We start from the raw sequence: 21,329 nt of genomic DNA on the forward strand, positions 1-21,329 counted from the left end.
TTCGGGAGAAGATGATGAAAGTACTGATTACCGGTTTTGACCCCTTCGGCGGCGAGCCCATCAACCCGGCATGGGAGGCGGTCAAACGCCTGCCAGAGACCATTCTGGACGCCACCGTGATCAAGGCGCAGATCCCCACCGTCTTTGGCAAGTCAGCCACCCTGCTGGCGGAGCTGATGCGCCAGCATCAGCCCGACGTGGTGATCAACGTCGGTCAGGCGGGTGGCCGCTTCGCCATTACCCCGGAGCGGGTCGCCATCAACGTCGACGATGCCCGCATCCCCGACAACGAGCAGCAGCAGCCCATCGACGAAGTGATTCAGGCCGATGGCGCACCGGCCTACTTCTCCCGTCTGCCCCTCAAGGGAATGGTGCAGCGCATCAAGGAGAACGGCATTCCGGCGGCGGTTTCCAACACCGCCGGCACCTTCGTCTGCAACCACATCATGTACCAGCTGCACTACCTGATCGAGAAAGAGTTCCCGGCGGTGCGCGGCGGCTTTATCCACGTTCCCTACATCACCGAGCAGGTAGCGGACAAGGTTAACCAGCCCAGCCTCGCCATGAGCGAGATTACCCGCGCGCTGGCGCTGGCCATCGAGGCGGTGGTGCTGCAGCAGGATGGCGATATCAAGGTCGTGGGCGGCGAGATCTCATGAGCCTTTGCCAGCCACGCCCGCTGTTCGTCTACGGCAGCCTGATGGACGGGCTGTTCAACTACCGCCGCTATCTGGCTCACCACGTTAGCCAGACGCCGCGACGCGCCCGGGTGCGCGGCGCCCTCTATCACCTGCAGCACAAGGGCTACCCCGCCCTGCTGCAGGGGGATGACTGGGTCTATGGCGAGCTGTTTGTGCTGGACAACTTCCCTGCCGCCATCGCGGCGCTCGACGAGATGGAGAACTTCCACGGCGAGGATGATCCCCAGAGCGAATATCTGCGCCAGCTCATCGAGGTGGAGATCTTCGACCCGGCGCAGGGGCGTTATGTCGGCCAGCAGCAGGCCTACCACTACCGCTACGTGGTGCAGCACGATCCCAAGTGGCAGCAGGGCAAACACTACCTGCCCGACGGCAACTGGCGTGCCTTCCATCTGGCGCAGCTGGAGAGCGCCGCCTGACGGTCAGCGACAATAAATAACAAAGGGCAGCCCGCGGGCTGCCCTTTTTCATGGAAGATGGCCTGAGGATCAGAGCCGGAAACGGCCGATCTCCTGTTCCAGCCGCTCGGTCAGCGCCTTCAGCTCGGCCGCCTGCGCCGCCTCCTGATTGGCCTGCTCGGCCAGCTCCTGCGAGACGTGGCGGATATTCTCGGTGTTGCGGCTGATCTCGCTGGTCACCGAGGTCTGCTCTTCGGCCGCTGCCGCAATCTGGGTCGCCATGTCGCTGATGGAGCCGATCGCCTCGTTGATCCGCGCCAGACTCTGGTTGGCGGACTCCGCATCCTCGACGCTGGTGCCCGCCAGCTGGCGACTGGTCTCCATGCCCCCCACGGCGCGACGGGTGGTCTGCTGCAGGGTCTCGATCATCTGCTGGATCTCGTCGGTGGAGTCGTGGGTGCGGCGCGACAGTACCCGCACCTCGTCCGCCACCACCGCAAAGCCGCGGCCCTGCTCACCGGCCCGCGCCGCCTCGATGGCCGCGTTGAGCGCCAGCAGGTTGGTCTGCTCGGCAATGCCGCTGATGGTGGCCAGAATGCCGCTGATCTTCTGGGCGTGGGCATCCAGCTCGTTGATGATCTGGCTGGCATCAGCCACCTCATCCGCGAGCCCGGTGATGCTGCGCTGACTCTGGCCGACCTGCGACTGACCGGCGACCGCCAGCTTGACCGCCTCGCCGGAGGTGGTAGCGGCAAACTCGGCGTTGCCGGCGATCTCCTGCGTAGCGGAGGCCATCTCGGTCACCGCGGTCGCCACCATCACGATCTCGTCCTGCTGCTGACGCACCCGCTGGCTGCGGGAGTGGGCGCCGGCCGCCTGAGCGCGGGACTGGGCAGCCAGCTCGACGGTGACATCGCGCAGCCGGCTGACGATGCCGTGCAGCCGGGCCACGAACTGGTTGAAGTTGCGCGCCAGCTGACCCACCTCATCCTGACTGCGGGTGTCGATATGGACGGTGAGATCCCCCTCGCCATGGGCGATGTCATGCAGCGCACCGGCCACCCGGCCCAGATCGGCAAACAGATACTTGAACATGGCGGTGAGCAGGGCGCTGAACACCAGCATCAGCACCAGCGTCAGGCCCACCAGCTGCCACAGAAGGGAGGCGAGCGGCGCCTCCAGCACGTCACGATACATCACCATGGCCAGCAGCCAGTCGGTGCCCGGCACCGGCTGTACCGCCAGCAGCACGTCGCGCCCGTCGAGGGTGGCGGCGTGCAGTTCGTTGTTCTCGCGGCCCCACTGCTGGAAGGTGGCCGCCGACAGATCGGGGGAGAGCTCGCCAATCTGCTTGAGCGCCAGCTCCTTGTTGGGGTGACCGACGATGAGGCCGCTGCTGTCGAGCAGCATGGCGTACCCCTCGCCCTGCACCTGCATCGCCAGCACCTCGTCGATCAGCTTGTCGAGCGCCAGGTTGGCCCCCACGGCGCCGACCAGCTCGCCCTGATGGCGCACCGGCTCGGAGAGGGTCACCACCAGCTTCTGCATGGTGACGCTGACATAGGGGGCGGTGACGATGAGCTGCCCCGCCTTCACCGCATCCTGATACCAGGGGCGCTCGCGCGGGTCATAGTTGCCGGTGTTGAGGGAAGGATCCTGGCGGGTCATCACCCCCTGAGTCGAACCAAAGTAGGTGAGGCCGAAGCCGCCCGAGGTATAGGCCTGCTTCAGGTGTGGCACCAGCTCGGCCTGCGGGTTGTCGGCGATCAGGTTCACCAGCGCGTGCACCGTGTTCTTGCGATCCGCCATCCAGTCACCGATGGCGACCGAGTAGGCGTGACCATAGTTGACCGCCTCGCTCTGGATGGCGCTCATGGTGCGGGATTTGAGGGTGTGAAAGGCAACGATGCCGAGCAGTGATGCCATCAGCAGCACCACCCCGAGACTGGTTGCCAGCAGCTTGCCGCGCAAAGAGAGGGTCATGACGACAGATCCTTGTTGTTGTGACGAAGCAGGGAAAGACCCTGATGTAATAGAGGCTATCGGCCACTCTCTGAACAGACTTTAGTGAATCTGTATACTTTTACATCTATCAACAACAGAAGCCGCTATCCGTGTGAGCAAGATCGCTATTCCATGCTACTGACTATCGCCACAACAAAGCAGCAGGCCGCCCGAAGGCGGCCTGTCACTTACCCCTGATATGCACCGGCGGAGTAGGTCAGCTCATAGCTGTGGCTGTAGATCTCGATGATGTTGCCGAAGGGATCTTCCATGTAGACCATGCGGTAGGGCTTCTCGCCCGGGTAGTACTCGCGCACCGGCATCCGCTGCTTGCCACCCGCCGCGACGATGCGCGCCGCCAGCCCCTCGACATCCGGATCCTGCACGCTGAAGTGGAACACCCCGGTCTTCCAGAATTCGAAGTTGTTTTCGCGCTGCTCGCTGTTGGGGAACTCGAACAGCTCGATGCCGATCTTGTCGCCGGTAGAGAGGTGAGCGATGCGGAAGGAGCCCCAGCCCGGGCCAAACACGTCGTTGCACATCACGCCGATGGCGGAGTCATCCTCGCTGATGGTGGTCGCCGGCATGATGAGATACCAGCCCATCACCTTGGTATAGAACTCGACCGCCTTGTCGAGGTCAGTCACCGTGATGCCGATGTGGGAGAAGTTGCGCGGGTAAGTCATAAGTCACCTTGAAATTGTGTGTGGGAAACAGGTGACATGATAGGAAGAGGCACCATAATGAAAAATAAGGTCAAACTAATGGAAGGCATAAATTAAATTTATGGTTAATCCACTCTGGCTCCACACCCTGGTGGTGGTGCATGAAACCGGCAGTTTTACCCGTGCCGCCGATCGGCTGGATCTCACTCAGGCCGCCGTCAGTCAGCATATCTCGCGCCTCGAGGCCGAATTCGGCCCCCTGCTGCTGCGCAAACCCCGTCTGCTGGAGCTCACCCCGCGCGGGCTGGTGCTGCTCGACTTTGCCCGCCAGCAGGAGCAGGCCGCCGAACAGCTGCGAGCCCGTCTCTCTGACGACGATCCTCACCGCGGCGCCATCACCCTCACCACCCCCGGCAGCATCGGCCTGCTGCTCTATCCCCTGCTGCTCGACCAGCAACAGGAGCATCCCGGACTCACCATCCAGCACCGCTTTGCCCCCACCCCCGACATAGTGCAGGCGGTACTGGCAGGGCGCAGCGATCTGGGACTGGTGGATCAACCGCCGGAGCACCCCAGCATCGCCGCCGAGCCCTTCGCCCGCGAACCCCTCTGTCTGGTGGTACCCAACGATGGCGAGGAGCAGAGCTGGCAGCACCTCTGTCAGCTCGGCTTTATCGATCACCCGGATGGCCGCAGCATGGCTCAGCGCCTGCTGGGACGACGCTACCCCGGCCAGCGCTTCGACGAGATCCCGCTGCGCGGCTTTACCAACCAGATCGGCCTGATCCTGGAGCCGGTCGCCCGTGGCCTTGGCTTTACCGTGCTGCCCCGCTTCGCCGTCACCGCCTTTGCCCAACAGGAGAAGATCCGGGTGCTCCAGAGCCGGATCGAGGTGATCGACACCCTCTGGCTGATCTACCGCGCCGAGTGGCCGCTTCCCGCCCGCCATCAGCGGTTGATGGAAACCCTAAAGACGCAGGTCGGCGCCAGCTGATGCACAAACAAAAAGGCCGCCTCAAGGGCGGCCTTTTACTGTCCGGCGGCTGGGTTATTTGACCCGTGCCAGCGCCGTATTGATCCTCAGGTTGGTCGCCTCCAGTCCCGGCTGCTGGCCATAGAAATCGAACTCCAGCTCGACTCCGGGGCGGAACAGCAGGCAGTGGGTGGAGCCACCGAAGTGGAACATCCCCAGCTGTTCACCCTTCTCGATCCGCTGCCCCGGCTGCACCGTCACCTCGCAGCTCGACACTTCGGCCATCCCGACCGGCACCACGCACATCAGACCGATTTTGGGATTGTCCGCCTCGATAAAGATCAGGGCGCGGGTCGCCACCGCGGTGAGGAAGGGTTGCGACTGGTTGGGGGCGCTCGGGTCGGCGCCATCGAGGTTGCCAAAACCCTGATGGCGGTTGGCCAGGTAGTAGCTGCCGTTGACCACCTTGACCGAGCGCACTGTGCCGCTCACCGGGCTGTGCCAGCGGTGATAGCTGAGAGCGCTGAGGAAGGCCTGATAGATGGTGCCCCCCTCGAACTGGGCGGCGCGCAGGTCGAAGTCGAGCAGGTTGTCCAGCGAGTAGGGCTGCCCCTTGAGCCAGAAGGAGTCCTGCCGACGCACTCTTTTGGCCACCTGCAGCGGGGCCGATTCGCAGGCGTTGGCGATCACGTTGTCATCGTCGGGAGCAGCTACCGGCCGCACGCCGGGGCGAAAGCGGCGGGTGAAGAAGTCGTCCCAGCTGGCAAACCCTTCATATTCGGCACCCGGAGTGGAGTGGAAGATCCCCTCGAAGCTGTCCGGTGTGGGGTTGTCACCGGCACCGAGCGCCCCTTGCGCCACCTTGACCATCTCCTGTTTCGCCACGTCCCCCAACCAGGGGACGATCAGGGTCTGGCGATCAAGCGGACTGACCGACTCGGTCAGCACATAGCGTGACGCCGGGCTTTGCAGGAAATTGGCCCAGTAGCCGAGGATCTTGCGCAGCTGCTGGTTCACCAGCTCGTTGGCAAAGAAGCCGTAACCGGCAGCCGTCGCCATGGGCCAGTTGAGCAGGGCATTGATGGGAAAGCCGATGAGCCCGGCCGGTTCGTGGCTCTGCACATCCTGATAGGCTTCCGGCGCCGTGGTCATGATGCCATTGAGCAGCAGCAGAAACTCTTCGAAGCTGCGTACCTCGACCTGACCGAGCGGGGTTCTGTGCTTGTGCTGCCACGCCTCGTCAAACATCGCCTGCGCCTGCAGATGCAGCGCCGGCTCCTGCTCGACCAGCGCCTTCAGCTCGGCGATCGGTGCCACCAGCGGGCGGGGCTGACGGGTAACCGCCTGCCGCAGCCGCTGCACCCAGCGCTCCACATGCACCTGATCCCGGGGTACCCAGCCGCCAGCGTGGGTGTGATTGTGACGAGTCTCCACCGCTTTGTTCATCGATCTGTCTCCTTGGATTGAAGCGCCTCAGGCCAACCGGATGCAGTACAGACGCCGGGCAACAGGGCACCATCTGACAAGAAGCAAGGTGTAGCACAGGGGTAGAGAGGCCTCAATTGACAGATGTGGCAGAGGCAAACGGCAAGAAAGAGAGCTAGCGGGAAGAGTGGCAAACGCCAGAAAGCGAAAAGCCAGCTCGATGAGCTGGCTTTTCTTGAATTAAATGGCAGGGGCGGCAGGACTCGAACCCGCAACCATCGGTTTTGGAGACCGCTGTTCTACCAATTGGAACTACGCCCCTGCAACAAACGAGGCGTAGTATACAAAGCGGGTTTCAAAGGTAAAGGCTTTTTTCACACTTTTAATGCGATTGCACAAATCCCGAACAAGTCACGCCGATTTGTGCAGCAACGAGGGGTAACTTGCTGTATTTCCAGACTCAGCGGGGTAGGAATGGGGCATAAATGGGGGTAGGGTGAAAGCAGGTACCGGGAGGCTGCTTATGCTCAATTACCGACTGCTACAACAACTTGCGCCCCTCAACTTCAGGGACGAACGCAAAACAGAGTCCCTGCCCGACTACCTGGCCCGGGTCGCCCCGCTGGTGCCCTTCATCCCCGAAAATGTGCTTTCCCAGTGGATTTACCGTCATTGGCGCGGTTTTGAGTCCAACTGGAGCTTTATCGATCTCGCCAGCCACCAGTTCGCATGCGAAAGCTGGCCCACCGCGCAGATTATCGAGCAGATAGACTCCCGTCACATGGAGGTGATCGAGCGCTGGGGCGAGATGCTGCGCAGCAATCGCTATGTCCGTCGCTCCTGGCTCGGCGAGAAGATGCTGAGCGAAGGGAGTTGGCCCGAGCCGGTGATCGTGCTGGCGCCGGAGGCGGGAGCCAGTTACCCGAACGGCTATCCCCTGCCCCACCCCTTCTGCCTGCTGGAGGGGCACCACAGACTCGGTTATCTGCGCGCCATGGCCCGCGATGGCGAGCCGTTGCAGGCAACGCATCAGGTGTGGGTTTGCCGCCCCGTTCGCGCCACTTAAACGTTTTTCAGGTCAAAATAGGCATGGAAAATAAAATTTTGACAATTAAAAATGCAGCCCTATAATCTGTCCGGTTTTGAACAAGGTCGGGACAGGAAGATGCCGTTTTTGATGAAAAAAACAGCTTTGCAAACGGGTGGAGCGCACCAGAGCGGCCCCGTTGTTTCCGGTTTCCGACCCGATGTTCCCCAGTTATTTTTAAAAAAAGCCCCTGTTTCCAGGGGCTTTTTTTTGTGCCCGAAAAACCTCCAATGATGTCAAAGGGAATGCAGACGATGACCAATCCACTCTACAAGAAACATGTCATCTCCATCACGGACCTGACCCGGTCTGAAATGGAACTGGTAGTCTCAACCGCACAACGGTTGAAGGCCGAACCCGATACCCGCTTGCTGAAAGACAAGCTGGTTGCCAGCTGCTTCTTCGAAGCCTCCACCCGCACCCGCCTCTCCTTCGAGACCGCGGTGCAGCGCCTCGGCGGCAACATCATCGGCTTCGCCGACGGTGGCAACACCAGCGCCAAGAAGGGCGAGACCCTGGCTGATTCCATCAAGATCATCGGCTCCTACACCGATGCGGTGGTGATGCGTCATCCGAAAGAGGGGGCTGCCCGCCTCGCCTCCGAGTTCTCCCGCGTGCCGGTCATCAACGGCGGCGACGGCTCCAACCAGCATCCGACCCAGACCCTGCTCGACCTCTTCTCCATCCGCGAGACCCAGGGCAAGCTGGACGGCCTCAACGTCGCCTTCGTCGGTGACCTCAAGTACGGCCGCACCGTCCACTCGTTGGCGCAGGCTCTCAGCCTGTTCAACTGCCGCTTCTTCTTCATCTCCCCGGAAGCGCTGGCGATGCCGGACTACATCTGCGAAGAGTTGGAAGAGAAGGGCATTCAGTTCAGCATCCACGAGACCATGGAGGAGGTGATGCCGGAGCTGGACATCCTCTACATGACTCGCGTCCAGAAAGAGCGCTTCGACGAGACCGAGTACAAACACATGGCCGCCAAGTTCATCCTGGAGCTGGCGACCCTGGAAGGGGCCAAGCCCACCATGAAGATCCTGCATCCCCTGCCCCGCGTCGACGAGATCGATGTGGCGGTCGACAAGACCCCTCACGCCTACTACTTCCAGCAGGCGGAGAACGGGGTCTATGCACGCCAGGCTCTGCTGGCACTGGTACTGAACGAAACTGTCTAAGGGAAAGGGGAACAACATGTCTGACAAGAACCAACTGCAAGTCGAAGCCATCCGTCACGGCTCCGTCATCGACCACATCCCCGCCGGCCAGGGCATCAAGATCCTCAAGCTGTTCCAGCTGGTGGAGACCCAGGAGCGGATCACCGTCGGCTTCAACCTGAAATCCGGCGCGCTCGGCAAAAAGGATCTCATCAAGATTGAGAACACCCGCCTGACCGAGCAGCAGGCCAACCAGCTGGCGCTGTTCGCCCCGAAAGCGACCGTCAACATCATCGAAGACTTCAATGTGGTGAAGAAGCATCAGCTGGAGTTGCCGGAGTTCATCGCCGGGGTGTTCCACTGCCCCAACTCCAACTGCATCTCCCACAACGAACCGGTTGAGAGCTACTTCCGGGTACGCGAGGTGAAGGGCGCGGTGCGGATGAAGTGCAAATACTGCGAGAAGTCCTTCACTCAGGACATCGTCAGCGAACGCTACTGATAGCCAGAATCAAAAGATATTCATGTGGGCCCCAAGGGGCCCATTTTTGAACCCTGTCACATCACCAAATTCCCAGTCGGCTATAATTTGCCATCCAATATGGTAAAGCCCGCTCATTCCCTGCCAATCACCTGATTGCCAAGATTTTCCGCTAACAAGCAGCAAATTTGGCAGATATCGAGCGCTCATCCCCGATCATCGTCAAAGGAAGTCGCCGTGGTCAAAACCCTCAGCCGTCCCGTTGCCCAAGAGCCCGATCTGGCCCAGCTGGATGCCTGTCGCCAGATCATCGGCCAGCACTGCTACAGCACTCAGGAAGAGATCCGCCGCGAGCTGTCGGAGCGGGGCTTTGCCGACATCAGCCAGTCCACCATCTCCCGCCTGCTGCGCCGTCTCGGCGTCGCCAAGGCGCAGAATGCCAATGGCAAGAAGGTCTACACCCTGGTCGACGAGCAGCTGGAGCCCGCCGGCAGCACCCGCTCCATCCACGACATGGTGCGCGAAGTGGTGCACAACCAGCAGATGGTGCTGATCCACACCACTCCCGGCGCCGCCACCGTGGTGGCCCGTCTGCTCGATCGCAACGCCAATCCCGAGATCATGGGCGCCGTGGCCGGCAACGACGTGGTGCTGGTCGCGCCGCGCCATATCAGCCGCACCCGTCAGGCCCACGCTGCCGTGGTGCGCACGCTGGAGCAGGCGCGCTAGCTACTGCCACACAACGAACAAGCAAAAGGCGACCTCAGGGTCGCCTTTTTGTTGGCCGCTACTTTGTGCCCATCTCTTCTTGCCTCCATAAAAAACGGGAGCCAGCGGCTCCCGTCTTCAGCGTCATCTTGGTTGTGGCTTAGAGCATGGCACCCAGGCTCAGGCAGGCCACGATCAGCACGGTCAGGATACCGAGCAGCGGAGCCACCCACTTCAGGTAGCGCACATAAGGCACCTTGGCGATGGCCAGACCGCCCATAACCACGGCGGAGGTCGGGGTCACCAGATTCACCAGACCGGAGGCAGACTGGTAAGCAGTCACCACCAGCTCACGGCCTACGTTGGCGAAGTCGGCCAGCGGCGCCATGATCGGCATGGTCAGCACGGCCAGACCGGATGAGGACGGCACCAGGAAGGAGAGCACCACTTCCAGCAGGAACATCACGTTGATGAACACCACGGTGGAGAGGCCGGTCACGATCCCTTCTGCGCTGTGCAGGATGGTGTGGGTGATCATGCCGTTGTCCATTACCACCACGATACCGCGGGCGATACCGATGATCAGCGCCACACCGAGCAGGTCGCGAGCACCGTCGATGAAGTTGGAGGTCAGCTCCTCCTCGCTCATCCGGGAGATGAGGCCGACGATGATGGCAGCAGCCAGGAAGACGCCGGAGATCTGCGCCATCCACCAGCCCAGCACGGCCACACCGTAGATCATCACGGCGAAGGCGGCGACGAAGATACCCAGCACGATTTTACGGGTCAGGGTGAACTCCAGCATCTGGTCGCTCTTGTTGCCGAGGAAATGGGCACGGTTTTCATCCCACTTGTCAGCCACCAGCGATTTGCTCGGGTCGTTGCGCACCATCTTGGCGTAACGCATGACGTAGGCAACGCAGATCAACCAGCCAGCCACCAGCATGGCAACGCGCAGCCAGATACCGTCGGTGAAGGAGATACCCGCCGCGTTGGCAGCGATAACGGTCGCAAACGGGTTGATGGTGGAACCGAGAGTACCGATACCGGCACCCAGCAACACAGTTGCAGCAGCCACCACCGGGTCAAAGCGGGCGGCCATCATCACCGGCACCAGCAGGGTGTAGAAGGGCAGCGACTCTTCGGCCATGCCGTAGATGGTGCCGCCTGCGGCGAACAGCGCCATCAGGATCGGGATCATCCACTCTTCACGGCCACGCAGACGGTCGGTCACGCGTTCGATACCGGCATCGATGGCACCGGTCTTGGTCACAATGCCAAGAAAACCACCGATGATCAGGATAAACAGGGAGACGTCGATGGCGCCTGCCTGATAGGTGTCATGGTTGTAGAGACCATCGATCGGCGCCAGCAGCACGTCGACGATCCCCTGGGGATTGCCCTCTACCAGCTTGTAGGTACCCGCCACCGGCACTTCTTTGCCGAGGGCTTCGTTCATGGTCATCTCATATTTGCCGGCCGGCACTATCCAGCTCAGGGCGGCCACCAGGGCGATCAGCACAAACAGTATCGTGTAGGCTGACGGGAACTTGAATTTGGTCATGGTCCAGCTTCCTTCTGTGGGTGTGGTATCCATGCAGGCTGCGGGTTGTAGGGTTAGAGGTATTATGCCGCTGTCACATGGTCGAAAAGCCGGGGGTCACCCCCCGGCACCACTACTGCGACCTTAGTCGCCCAGCGTAGCAACCATCACTGCCTTGATGGTGTGCATCCGGTTTTCGGCCTCGTCGAACACGATGCTGTGCTCGGATTCGAACACATCCTCGGTCACTTCCAGACCTTTCATGCCATATTTGTCAGCCACTTCCTTGCCCATGGTGGTCTCGTCGTTGTGGAACGCCGGCAGGCAGTGCATGAACTTCACATCCGGGTTCTTGGTGGCGTTGATGACATCCATGTTGACCTGATACGGAGTCATCAGTTTGACGCGCTGATCCCATGCTTCTTTCGCTTCACCCATGGATACCCAGACGTCGGTGTAGAGGAAGTCGGTGCCCAGCACACCCTCTTTGACATCTTCGGTCAGGGTGATGCGTGCGCCGGTCTCTTCGGCGATCAGGCGGCACTTGGCAACCAGCTCTTCTTCCGGCCAGAAGGCTTTCGGAGCGACCAGACGGATATCCATACCCATTTTGGCTGCGCCGACCATCAGGGAGTTACCCATGTTGTTGCGGGCATCACCCAGGTAGGCGAACTTGATTTGATCCAGACGCTTGCCCTTGCCGTGCTCCAGCATGGTCATGAAGTCAGCCAGAATCTGGGTCGGGTGGAATTCGTTGGTCAGGCCGTTCCACACCGGTACACCGGCGTAGGCACCCAGCTCTTCCACGATCTCCTGACCGTAGCCACGGTATTCGATACCGTCATACATGCGACCCAGTACCCGGGCGGTGTCCTTCATGGACTCCTTGTGACCGATCTGGGAACCGCTTGGGCCAAGGTAGGAGACTTGCGCGCCCTGGTCGAAGGCCGCCACTTCAAACGCACAACGGGTACGGGTGGAGGTCTTCTCGAAAATCAGGGCGATGTTCTTGCCAACCAGATGCTTGCGCTCGTAGCCACCGTATTTGGCTTTCTTCAGGTCGATGGCCAGATCGATCATGTATTGGATTTCGCGCGGGGTGAAGTCCAGCAGTTTCAGGAAGTTACGGTTACGCAGATTAAAAGCCATGATGAGTTCTCTCTATATTTGTTCAGACCAATTTAGGCAGTAGTGTTGACTACGCATTCTTCAGTACAGATTTGTAACTACGCATTCACGGTACGGGTGGCGACGATATTGGTACCGGCTTCACCCTTGAGGATGGCGAGGCCATCTTCCAGAGAGCCGATGCCGACCATGCCGCCGGTCGCTTTGACAAATTCACAGGAGGCTTCGACTTTCGGTCCCATGGAACCTGCGTCGAACTTGACCCCGGCCAGCTCGTCCGGGCTGGTGATCCGCAGTGGACGCTGGGTCGGTTTGCCCCAATCCAGGTAGACGGCATCGGCATCGGTCAGGATCAGCAGGGCGTCGGCCTTGATCTGCTTGGCCAGATAGGCGGCAGACATATCCTTGTCGATGACGGCTTCGATACCGGTCAGGCTCTGACCATCCCAGGTCACCGGGATACCACCACCACCGGTACAGATGATGAGGTGACCCTGGGCAATCAGGGTTTCGATGGCGTCGCCTTCGACGATGCGCTGGGGCAGCGGGGACGGCACTACGCGGCGGAAGAACTTGCCGTCAGCCTTGACCACCCAGTGCTTCTCTTCTGCCAGGGTGCGGGCTTCAGCCTCTTCGTAGACGGGGCCGATAAATTTGGTCGGGTTGGCGAATGCCGGATCCTTGGGATCGACCTGCACCTGAGTCAGCAGCGCGGTAACGTTGCGGCTCGGCATCAGGTTTTTTAGCTCCTGGATCAGCATGTAGCCGATCATGCCCTGGGACTCGGCACCCAGCACATCCAGCGGATAGGGGGATACCTTGGTGTAGGCGCTGTTTTGCAGGGCCAGCAGGCCGACTTGCGGGCCATTGCCATGCACCAGCACCACGTTGTACTCCTGAGCGATCAGGGCGATGGTCTTGGCGGCGGTGGCGATGTTCTTGCGCTGGATGTCAGCTTCGAGCGGCTCGCCACGACGGAGCAGAGCATTGCCACCCAGGGCGACGACGACAGTTGGTTTTTTCATGAGTGTTACTCTCGAGTCTTGGTATCTGTGGCGCCGGCATCTTGCCGGCGCCACGCCGTCTTGTTAGATGCCGTCGCGTTCCATCGGGCAGCTCATGCAGCGGGCGCCGCCGCGACCACGTCCCAGCTCTTCACCCGGGATGGGCAGCACTGTGATGCCAGCCTTGTCGTACTTCTCGTTGGTGTAGGTATTGCGCTCGTAACCCACCACCACGCCGGGGCGCACGGTCAGCACGTTGTTAGCGTCGTTCCACTGCTCGCGCTCGGCCTCGAAGGTGTCACCACCAGTGGTGATGAGCTTGAGCTGATCCACACCCAGCGCCTTCTCGATGGCGGTGACGAAGTAACCCTCTTCCTTGATGTTCATGCCGGTAGCGCCGCCCGGAGTCAGGCTCCAGCAGTTCACATCCTTGCGGATGACTTCCGGATAGACGGAGAAGGTGTCGATGTCCATGTGGGTCATCACGGTATCCAGGTGCATGCAGCTACGGTGTTTCGGCAATTGCATGGCGATAACCTGTTTGGCCTGACCGTGTTTGAACAGGCCGCGAGCCAGATGCTCTACACCTTGCGGGGTGGTGCGCTCGGACATGCCGATCAGCACGGCGCCGCGGCCGATAACCAGCACGTCGCCACCCTCGATGGTGGAGTTGTCGTAATCGCGATCTTCATCACCGAAGTATTTGATGAAGTCCTGACCGGCGAACTGCGGGTGCCAACGGTAGATGGCCTTCACATGGTTGGTCTCACGACGACGAGCGGCCTTGGCCATCGGGTTGATGGAGACGCCACCGTAAACCCAGCAGGAGGTGTCGCGGGTAAAGAGGTGGTTGGGCAGCGGCTCGATGATGAAATCGGTCGGTGCGTGCATGCCTACTACCATGTTGACGCCGCTGTAGGGCATCTCGGAGTAGGTCAGGCCGCCGGAGAGAATGCGGGCCAGTTCGCGGTGCGGCATGTCAGCCAGGAAGCAGCGCACATCGTTGGCAAAAGAAGAGCCGAGGCGATAGTCGGAGACCTGATGTTGCAGCAGCCAGGTTTTGGCTTCCGGCACATCCAGAGTCTCGGCCAGCAGATTGGTCAGCAGGAAAACTTCGACATTCTGATCGCGCAGTACCTGAGCGAATTTGTCGTGCTCCTGACCGGCGCGTTCAACAGACAGGACGTCATCAAACAGCAGATCCTGGCAGTTGGAAGGAGTCAGACGCTTCAGACTGAGGTTGGGGCGGTGCAACATGACACGGCGCAATTGGCCAACTTCAGAACCTACATAAAATTTGCTCATGATTATATTCCGTCTAGCAGTGGTCCCTGCGAGTGATTGAATAGATTCCTTCTATTCATGCTCGTGGCTAAGGCGGGATATTCTTTATGTAGGGTACTCGGCTTGTGTTCTATCCTGCCCTTGCCTTTCGAGAGCGAGGTTAGACCTGCCAATCACTGCAAACTTAGAGATTGATCACATTCACTCAGAACTGAATAAATTCATGAAAAGATCTTTGATAGGGGTAACAGATCCCACATTCTCTTATTCACCAAGCCCGCATACATACTTAAAAAAAGCCCTTTATATTTCATATTGAAAGCCATTTCATTCATTACCCCACTCTCAAAATGGATAGAAACAAAAAGGAAATGTAATTAATTTCAATTGGTTAGGTTAAATGAAAAATATTCCATGAATTTACCATGCACTAATATGAATAATGTCACCCTCTCATCGCCTCTAACCAATAAATAAAAAGTCACCCATCCTTCTCACTCTGCATAATTCTTTTCTTGTCCCAGATCATGGCATTCACGCCAGCTTGGTCGCACAGCGGCTCATATCATTACCGCCCAGCTATCGGTTGCTCATTAATATGCACAAAGTCAGCATCTTGGCCGCCAGAGATTCAGTACCTGCCATCAGGTTTCTTTTGAGAGTTTTTTCATTGGCTGAATTTATTCGCTCTTCCTTGCGCTGGGTCGAACCTCGGCTTAACTCAAAAAGTGATCCAGATCACGTATGAATGGTGTTACCAAGGAGTTTTTATGAAAATGAAGTCCATGCTGCTGTTCGCAACCCTGTTGCTGCCTCTCGTACCCAGCCTCACGCAGGCAGAAGGAGCCCCGGCCGTGCCCATGGTGGTATGCCATGTCGACAAGGCCCCCCAGACGCTGGTACCCGACTATGTGTGCCGCTCCAGCGGCGGTAGTCAGCACTACTAATAGATTGGGCGGGAGGCAAACCACCTCCTGCCTTGTTATGAGAGCAGCCCCTCCTATACTGAAAACAGCGGTTTTCTCATGGATAGGGGAACGTCATGATCTTGTTGGTTGGCGGAGAAAAAGGAGGGAGTGGCAAGAGCTGCCTGGCGCAAAATCTGGCGGTCTACCTCAGATCCCAGTTTCAGGGGGAAGTTTTGCTGGTCGACTGCGATCCCCAGCGCACCACCTCCGACTGGATTCAGGAGCGCAATGACAATCCGGAACTGCCACAAATCAACTGCGTCCAGCTCTACGGCAATATCCGCAACGACTTGCTCAGTCTGAAAAACCGCTACGACTACGTCATCGTCGACTGTGGCGGGCAAGACAACCGGGCGCTGCGTTCTACCATGGCAGTCGCTACCCACGCTCTTATCCCGCTGCGCCCCAAACGCCGGGATCTCAAGACCCTGCCCCATATGGAAGATCTCATCACCACCTGCAAGATGGTCAACCCGGCCCTCCATGCGGCTGTGGTGCTGACCCAGTGCCCTTCCCTGCCCAATCAAGTAAAACGGATTCTGGAAGCGAAAGAAGTTTGCTCCTCCTTTGGGGTAGATGTGCTTAATGCCATCACCTATGGACGCAACGTCTACGACGACAGCGAGGAGAAGGGGTTGTCGGTGATGGAGATCGAGCCGGATGGCAAATCCGCCGAAGAGATCCGTGCCATCGCCAAAGAGTTCCTGCAAGTGGGGGTGTGAGATGGGTCTGGCCGATCTGAAGAAGAAGCACCAGTTGCACCACCAGAAGAACTTTACCGTCGACGAGTTTATCGAAGATGCGGAGTTCTACGCCAAAGGCAAGCCCAAGGTGGTCAGTCTGGAGCTGAGCCTGCACCGGGACGAAGCCCTTACGGCACTGGCATTCATCGAGAGCGGCGAACACCTCAAGCCCAGTTACAAGAAGGCGACCTTCTCCATGAGTACCGTCGCCATCGATGAGTTGGGCAATCTGACCCAGCAGGACGGCATGAACAAATCTCTGCTGCTGCGCCTCTTTACTCACTACTTCTCATCGCTCAGCCCTGAAGAGCGGCAGACCATATACGAACGCCTCAATCAGCGCTCCTGACCCCGCCTTTTCTTGCTCAAGTTCCCCTTTTCCTGCTGGTGAAAGACATCACCATCAGGACGACATATTTGTTTCCACAGCAACCATAATGCCGCGTAAGAGATCAGCCATTAAATATGTGAGCAATACGCTCAAAATATTCTCGAAATAATCGGAAGATAACGTCTTAAAAACAGCAGTGAATTTTAATAACACAATGTTTTATATCAAATAAATCGAAAGCCATTGCTTTCGTTAACCATCAACACAAAAACGTTTTCCAACTTGCCATTGTCGCCTCCCGGAAAATCCTTATAGTTACTCATGCACGGACGCAATGAAGTCGGTCAGGAAGACTGGCTGCCAGGGTTGGGCAAATGGACTAGTCACAGGATGTGGCAAAGGACACCTCCCAGGACGGAGAAAGTGCGGCGGGACAGGATGACTCGTCAGGCCAAGATGGCTAAAGGACACCCCAAAGGATTGGGAAGGGGAAACCTAAAGGAAGAGGTAAACAGTCAGGGATTGCAGGGAGCAACTTCGTTCAAGGATATGAGCGATACGACTACCGGGGGCGACGCAAGTCGCCCCCATCTTTTTATCTGCGTTTCACTGGGCAATTGCTTGCCCCACTCGCAGCGCTTTCTTGCCAAGACCTTCCAGCGTCACTGGCTCAAGCAAAAGACATGCATATGAAAGGGGCGCCACTGATGGCGCCCCTTTCTGTTTTCTGACCGGCAAGCAAAACTTATATCACGCGAGAGAACTGCTGCTGGCGAGCCTTGTTGCGCAGGTAGACGTCGAAGCACATGCAGATATTGCGGATCAACAGCTGCCCTGTGGAAGATACCTCGAGCCCCGTATCTGTCATACGCACCAACCCATCGTCGATAAAGGTCTGTAGCAGCTTGAGATCCTCGGCGAAGTACTCTTTGAAATCCAAGCCAAATGTCTGCTCAATGGTGATGAAGTTCAAACGAAAGTCACAGATAAGCCGCTTGATCACTTCACGGCGGATCAGGTCATCCTGATTGAGCGAGCACCCTTTCCATTGTGCATGCCCCAACTCCTCGACCTGAGCGTAATAGGTTTTGAGCTCTTTCTGATTCTGCGAGTAGGCATCGCCGATCATGCTGATGGAGGAGACGCCCAGCCCAAGCAGATCGCAATCCCCCTGGGTGGTATAGCCCTGGAAATTGCGATGCAGCTTGCCTTCGCGTTGTGCCACAGCCAGCTCATCATCCGGCTTGGCAAAGTGATCCATGCCGATGAACTGATAACCGCGGCCGGTAAGGAACGCAATAGTCCCCTGCAACATAGCCAGCTTCTCCTGCGGAGCAGGCATATCCTCTTCCTTCAGCTTGCGCTGCGCAGCAAAGCGACTGGGCAGATGGGCATAGTTGAAGATGGAGAGACGCGCCGGATCCGTCTTGAGCACCTCTTCCAACGTATGGTGGAAGCTCTCTTTGTTTTGATGCGGCAAACCGTAAATCAGGTCGAGATTGGTTGAGCGAAAGCCCAGCTTTCTGGCTCGTTCCAGCATGGCGCGAATGAAGTCGTTATCCTGCTCGCGATTTACGGCAACCTGCACATCCTTGTTAAAGTCCTGCACGCCCAGGCTGATACGGTTAAACCCGACTTCTCGCAACACATCCAGCATGGAAAGTTCGATCTCGCGCGGATCGACTTCAATACTGAATTCGCCCTCATCGGCAAAATGGAAGTGCTCGCGCAGCATGGCCATCAGACGCCGGGTCTGGCTTTCATCGAGATAGGTAGGAGTGCCCCCCCCCCAGTGCAGCTGGGTAACCAGCCGCTGTTTGAATAGCGGAGCCTGCGCCTTGATCTCCCGTTCGAGATAATCGAGGTACTCGTCAGCCTTGTGCTGATGACGGGTAATGACCTTGTTGCAGCCACAGTAGTAACAGAGTTTGTGACAGAAGGGGATGTGAACATAGAGAGAAAGATGACGCTCGGGGTACTGCCCGGCAGCACGAACAAAATCCGGGTAACCGAAGTTCTCGTTGAACTCCAGCGCCGTGGGATAGGAGGTATATCTCGGGCCGCTGTAGTTATATTTTTCGATCAGGGCCTGATCCCACACAATCTGTCCTGCTTGCACGCTCGCTTCCTCTCTTTTTGTTATCAATGGCTTATCGGCTTAACTGAAAATCCTTCAGTTGTGCCACATCCTTGAGGATCTGGGCTTCCAGCTCGGCCTCATAACCGCTGCGCTCGAGATCCATCTTCATCACTTCATTGCGCTTGAGTGCACGCCGCGCCTCATGGGTCGGCATATCCTTCACCTTCTCGTATAACCCGTAGAGACCGGGAAATTCGCTGGCAAAAGGGCGCCCATCCTTGATCTGCAGCGCATCCAGCAGATTGGTCAGCCGAATGGCTCCTTCGGAGTAGTCGCACTGCCCCTCCTGCACCGCATGGGCAATAACCCGCACGCTCTCCAGGATTCGTTCATTGCGAGCTGCAATGGCCTGCCACTGCATCGCCTGCTGGCGCCGGAGTCTGGCCAGCAGCATACCTGCATAAATGGCCAGCCCGGACAAAATCAGGCCGCCCAACAGGGCGGCCAGCATCCATCCACTCATCACTTCTTCTTCGGCTCAGGTTTGGTCTCGGGCTGATAATCGACCTGGGTAAAGCGATCCCACAACTCATCTTCAGAAGCTGGCTGGAACGACTCTTCATAGTCGCTCTCCTCGAAGGCGTCGTCGGTCTCTTCGTCATCGTCGTTGTCGATGATGCCAAGCTCATCCATCAGCTCCTGATAGCGGTCAACCCGCTGGTCAACCCAGGCCTGCTCGGCCGCTTCCAGGGTTTCACCGGCATCGAGGCGATCCAGCAAATCATTGAGACGGTCATCATTCTCGATGGATGCCAGCTCCTGCTCCGGAGTCATCACCAGCTTCTTCTCTTTTACCGCCTTGGACACGGTGGACTTGGTGCCCTTCTCTTCAACAATCAGAGCGACCGGCTTGCGTGAACCGATACGCGGATCCTTGGCCTGTTTGCCGGCTGACTTGCCTTTCTGCTGCTCGACTTGCTGGCGAGAGCCCGCTTTCAAGCCCTTGCGCTTGGCCGCACGTTTCCGCTCACGACCTTCCTGAGCACTGGCTTCTGATTCTTTGCGCTTGCCAGCAGGCTTGCGATTGGGTTGTTTGGCAGACATGAATGGATAACTCCGAAAAATAACTGGATTGAGCCCGACTCCGGGATGATCTCACCCGGCGGGATGCAATTCTGGGGAACAGTGAAACCGGAACATCAGCAGGATCCCGCATCAATCCGGCCCGTCAGGGCCACTGAACACCGCAGGATCGGTATCCTCTGGGCATATTGCTGGTATTTTGACACAGAAAGGCTGATCGGGTTAATGACCCAATAAGAAAAAAGGCAGCCGAAGCTGCCTTGATATGTCTGTGTGAGGATCATCCTGAATGGTAAAACAGCCTGTTTTGTCCCGTCCATGACGACTTGTTGCCACATCATATCTTTATATGGTCATCCTGACCTTCTTGTGGTCGTTCCTGAATGTGCGTGTGCCTGTTTGACCCGTTCCGACCGCATCCTGCCATCGTGCCGGGGAGCCTGCATCCCGCAACTCCATCCCGCTCCGGAGATGGTCACCATCCTGATCTTTCAATCCCTTGCCAGTTCTTGCGAACCCATGGCATCCCGCCATGCCAAACATCCTGTGCTCAAAGCATCCTACTGTGAAACCGCTATCCATTCCGTGGATAAATCCATTGAACTTAATGTATCAGCTCTATAAAGGCGCTCAATCTACCTGAATAGATCCCAATGCTTCAGAAAACCGCAACAAAGCAATAAGCCATTGATAAATATCTTTTATTTTAAATTTTATACAAATCTATGAGCCTTGGCCTGCCGCGGGAATGGAAGATCTCTTACATAACGAGAGGATTAAACCGAGAATGATCTGAAAACCATAAAAACAACGAGGAGCCCAAGCTCCCCGTTTCTCATCCATTGCAGGTAACGCAATCAGCTTAGTGCAGTCCGGCAACATACTTGGACAACATATCGATATCCTGATCAGTCAGCTTCTTGGCTACGTCGCGCATCATGCCATTCGGGTCGTTATCCCGGGTACCGGCACGGAAACCGGTCAGCTGCGCTTTGATATAGGCAGGGTGCTGCCCGGAGAGACTGGGATATTTGGCCTGCTCAACCCCGGAACCTCGCGGCCCGTGGCAAGCAGTACAGGCTGGCAGGCCGCGACTCATGTCGCCACCCATATAAAGCGCCTTGCCTGCAGCAACAACGTCATCAGGAACGGCCACCGGAGTCACTTTCTGGCTGGAGAAGTAAGCCGCCAGGTCATCCATGTCCTGATCCGACAAAGGCAAAGCCATCGGCCCCATAACGGGCGCAACCCGACCAATTTGGCCAGAAGCGGCAGCCTTCAGTTCAACCAACTGCTTTTTGATATATGATGCGTGCTGACCAGCAATTTTGGGGTACATATCAATCAGGCTGTTTCCGTCCGGTCCATGACAAGCCGCACAAACTGCAGCCTTGGCCTGTCCCGCAGCGGCATCGCCTTTGGCTTGTGCCATCCCCGTTACGCCAACCATCAGAGCAAGAGTAATGACTAGGTTCTTCATGGCGTTCCAACTTTTAGTTATTAGGCTTCCAGATCCCATGCCGCTGAAGGCATGTTAAAATAAACGCGTTTAAGCGACGCCATTTTACA

21 protein-coding genes and 1 tRNA gene are annotated in these 21,329 nt (G+C 58.0%); 10 read left to right on the forward strand and 12 right to left on the reverse strand.

From position 1 onward, the window contains the following. Positions 1-14 precede the first annotated feature (14 nt). Both pcp and I6L40_RS01125 read left to right on the forward strand, forming a co-directional pair. Positions 15-659 (forward strand): pyroglutamyl-peptidase I, encoded by a 645-nt coding sequence (gene pcp / locus I6L40_RS01120; RefSeq protein ID WP_216994882.1) that lies wholly within the window; start codon positions 15-17, stop codon positions 657-659. Then, positions 656-1,120, forward strand: a complete 465-nt coding sequence (locus tag I6L40_RS01125; RefSeq protein WP_216994883.1) for a gamma-glutamylcyclotransferase — start codon at positions 656-658, stop codon at positions 1,118-1,120. The genes pcp and I6L40_RS01125 overlap by 4 nt, the downstream gene beginning before the upstream one ends. A 69-nt stretch (positions 1,121-1,189) precedes the next feature. Here I6L40_RS01125 and I6L40_RS01130 read toward each other — a convergent pair whose 3' ends face one another. Both I6L40_RS01130 and I6L40_RS01135 read right to left on the reverse strand, forming a co-directional pair. Next, positions 1,190-3,082, reverse strand: a complete 1,893-nt coding sequence (locus I6L40_RS01130; RefSeq protein ID WP_071913785.1) for a methyl-accepting chemotaxis protein — start codon at positions 3,080-3,082, stop codon at positions 1,190-1,192. A 209-nt stretch (positions 3,083-3,291) separates the two neighbouring features. After that, positions 3,292-3,789: a lactoylglutathione lyase family protein gene (locus tag I6L40_RS01135; RefSeq protein WP_042031906.1), complete on the reverse strand. Its 498-nt coding sequence runs from the start codon at positions 3,787-3,789 to the stop codon at positions 3,292-3,294. 100 nt (positions 3,790-3,889) lie between these two features. On the opposite strand from I6L40_RS01135, the gene I6L40_RS01140 reads away from it, so the two are divergent. Beyond that, a complete protein-coding gene (locus I6L40_RS01140) occupies positions 3,890-4,762 on the forward strand; it encodes a LysR family transcriptional regulator (RefSeq protein ID WP_071913783.1) in 873 nt (290 codons plus the stop codon). 54 nt (positions 4,763-4,816) lie between these two features. Here the strand turns inward: I6L40_RS01140 and I6L40_RS01145 are convergent, their stop codons facing one another. After that, on the reverse strand, positions 4,817-6,187 hold the full coding sequence (locus tag I6L40_RS01145; RefSeq protein WP_071913781.1) for a phosphatidylserine decarboxylase family protein: 1,371 nt from the start codon (positions 6,185-6,187) through the stop codon (positions 4,817-4,819). 224 nt (positions 6,188-6,411) lie between these two features. Next, positions 6,412-6,488: transfer RNA gene (locus tag I6L40_RS01150), tRNA-Trp, on the reverse strand. A gap of 201 nt (positions 6,489-6,689) precedes the next feature. On the opposite strand from I6L40_RS01150, the gene I6L40_RS01155 reads away from it, so the two are divergent. The 4 genes from I6L40_RS01155 (at position 6,690) to I6L40_RS01170 (ending at position 9,617) form a co-directional block, all read left to right on the forward strand. Then, positions 6,690-7,232: a hypothetical protein gene (locus I6L40_RS01155; protein ID WP_071913779.1), complete on the forward strand. Its 543-nt coding sequence runs from the start codon at positions 6,690-6,692 to the stop codon at positions 7,230-7,232. Positions 7,233-7,507: 275 nt separating this feature from the next. Next, positions 7,508-8,428 carry an aspartate carbamoyltransferase gene (gene pyrB, locus I6L40_RS01160; protein ID WP_041209522.1) on the forward strand — a complete coding sequence of 307 codons (921 nt, stop codon included), beginning with the start codon at positions 7,508-7,510 and terminating at the stop codon, positions 8,426-8,428. 16 nt (positions 8,429-8,444) lie between these two features. Beyond that, positions 8,445-8,909 (forward strand): aspartate carbamoyltransferase regulatory subunit, encoded by a 465-nt coding sequence (pyrI, locus tag I6L40_RS01165; RefSeq protein ID WP_041209521.1) that lies wholly within the window; start codon positions 8,445-8,447, stop codon positions 8,907-8,909. A 216-nt stretch (positions 8,910-9,125) separates the two neighbouring features. Continuing rightward, positions 9,126-9,617 carry an arginine repressor gene (locus I6L40_RS01170; RefSeq protein ID WP_041209520.1) on the forward strand — a complete coding sequence of 164 codons (492 nt, stop codon included), beginning with the start codon at positions 9,126-9,128 and terminating at the stop codon, positions 9,615-9,617. A 139-nt stretch (positions 9,618-9,756) separates the two neighbouring features. Here the strand turns inward: I6L40_RS01170 and I6L40_RS01175 are convergent, their stop codons facing one another. The 4 genes from I6L40_RS01175 to arcA all read right to left on the reverse strand — a co-directional run bounded on the left by I6L40_RS01175 (position 9,757) and on the right by arcA (position 14,576). Further along, the gene (locus tag I6L40_RS01175) at positions 9,757-11,160 is read right to left on the reverse strand and encodes a YfcC family protein (RefSeq protein ID WP_043850717.1); all 1,404 of its coding nucleotides are present in this window, start codon (positions 11,158-11,160) and stop codon (positions 9,757-9,759) included. 123 nt (positions 11,161-11,283) lie between these two features. After that, positions 11,284-12,288 carry an ornithine carbamoyltransferase gene (gene argF, locus I6L40_RS01180; RefSeq protein WP_033114793.1) on the reverse strand — a complete coding sequence of 335 codons (1,005 nt, stop codon included), beginning with the start codon at positions 12,286-12,288 and terminating at the stop codon, positions 11,284-11,286. 77 nt (positions 12,289-12,365) lie between these two features. Further along, positions 12,366-13,292, reverse strand: coding sequence for a carbamate kinase (arcC, locus tag I6L40_RS01185; protein WP_011707754.1), 927 nt, complete (start codon positions 13,290-13,292; stop codon positions 12,366-12,368). Between the two features lie 63 nt (positions 13,293-13,355). Then, positions 13,356-14,576, reverse strand: a complete 1,221-nt coding sequence (gene arcA / locus I6L40_RS01190) for an arginine deiminase (protein ID WP_041209518.1) — start codon at positions 14,574-14,576, stop codon at positions 13,356-13,358. Positions 14,577-15,325: 749 nt separating this feature from the next. Here arcA and I6L40_RS01195 point away from each other — a divergent pair. The 3 genes from I6L40_RS01195 to I6L40_RS01205 all read left to right on the forward strand — a co-directional run bounded on the left by I6L40_RS01195 (position 15,326) and on the right by I6L40_RS01205 (position 16,615). Next, positions 15,326-15,502 (forward strand): hypothetical protein, encoded by a 177-nt coding sequence (locus tag I6L40_RS01195; RefSeq protein WP_181364361.1) that lies wholly within the window; start codon positions 15,326-15,328, stop codon positions 15,500-15,502. A gap of 95 nt (positions 15,503-15,597) precedes the next feature. Next, positions 15,598-16,245 (forward strand): AAA family ATPase, encoded by a 648-nt coding sequence (locus I6L40_RS01200; RefSeq protein WP_071913775.1) that lies wholly within the window; start codon positions 15,598-15,600, stop codon positions 16,243-16,245. Between the two features lies 1 nt (position 16,246). After that, positions 16,247-16,615, forward strand: a complete 369-nt coding sequence (locus I6L40_RS01205; RefSeq protein WP_033114790.1) for a hypothetical protein — start codon at positions 16,247-16,249, stop codon at positions 16,613-16,615. 727 nt (positions 16,616-17,342) lie between these two features. On the opposite strand, the gene hemN is transcribed toward I6L40_RS01205, so the two are convergent. The 4 genes from hemN to I6L40_RS01225 form a co-directional block, all read right to left on the reverse strand. Next, entirely contained in the window at positions 17,343-18,716 is a 1,374-nt protein-coding gene (hemN, locus tag I6L40_RS01210) for an oxygen-independent coproporphyrinogen III oxidase (protein ID WP_071913770.1), read from the reverse strand. A gap of 31 nt (positions 18,717-18,747) precedes the next feature. Then, the gene (locus tag I6L40_RS01215) at positions 18,748-19,188 is read right to left on the reverse strand and encodes a DUF2489 domain-containing protein (RefSeq protein ID WP_071913768.1); all 441 of its coding nucleotides are present in this window, start codon (positions 19,186-19,188) and stop codon (positions 18,748-18,750) included. A gap of 11 nt (positions 19,189-19,199) precedes the next feature. Further along, positions 19,200-19,781, reverse strand: coding sequence for a Der GTPase-activating protein YihI (gene yihI, locus I6L40_RS01220; protein ID WP_071913766.1), 582 nt, complete (start codon positions 19,779-19,781; stop codon positions 19,200-19,202). Positions 19,782-20,622: 841 nt separating this feature from the next. Next, complete coding sequence (locus I6L40_RS01225; RefSeq protein ID WP_041209511.1) at positions 20,623-21,240, reverse strand: cytochrome c; 618 nt, start codon at positions 21,238-21,240, stop codon at positions 20,623-20,625. Positions 21,241-21,329 lie beyond the last annotated feature (89 nt).

The sequence above is a fragment of the Aeromonas sp. FDAARGOS 1410 genome, from assembly GCF_019048745.1.
In the GTDB taxonomy this organism is placed as follows: Bacteria; Pseudomonadota; Gammaproteobacteria; order Enterobacterales; family Aeromonadaceae; genus Aeromonas; species Aeromonas jandaei.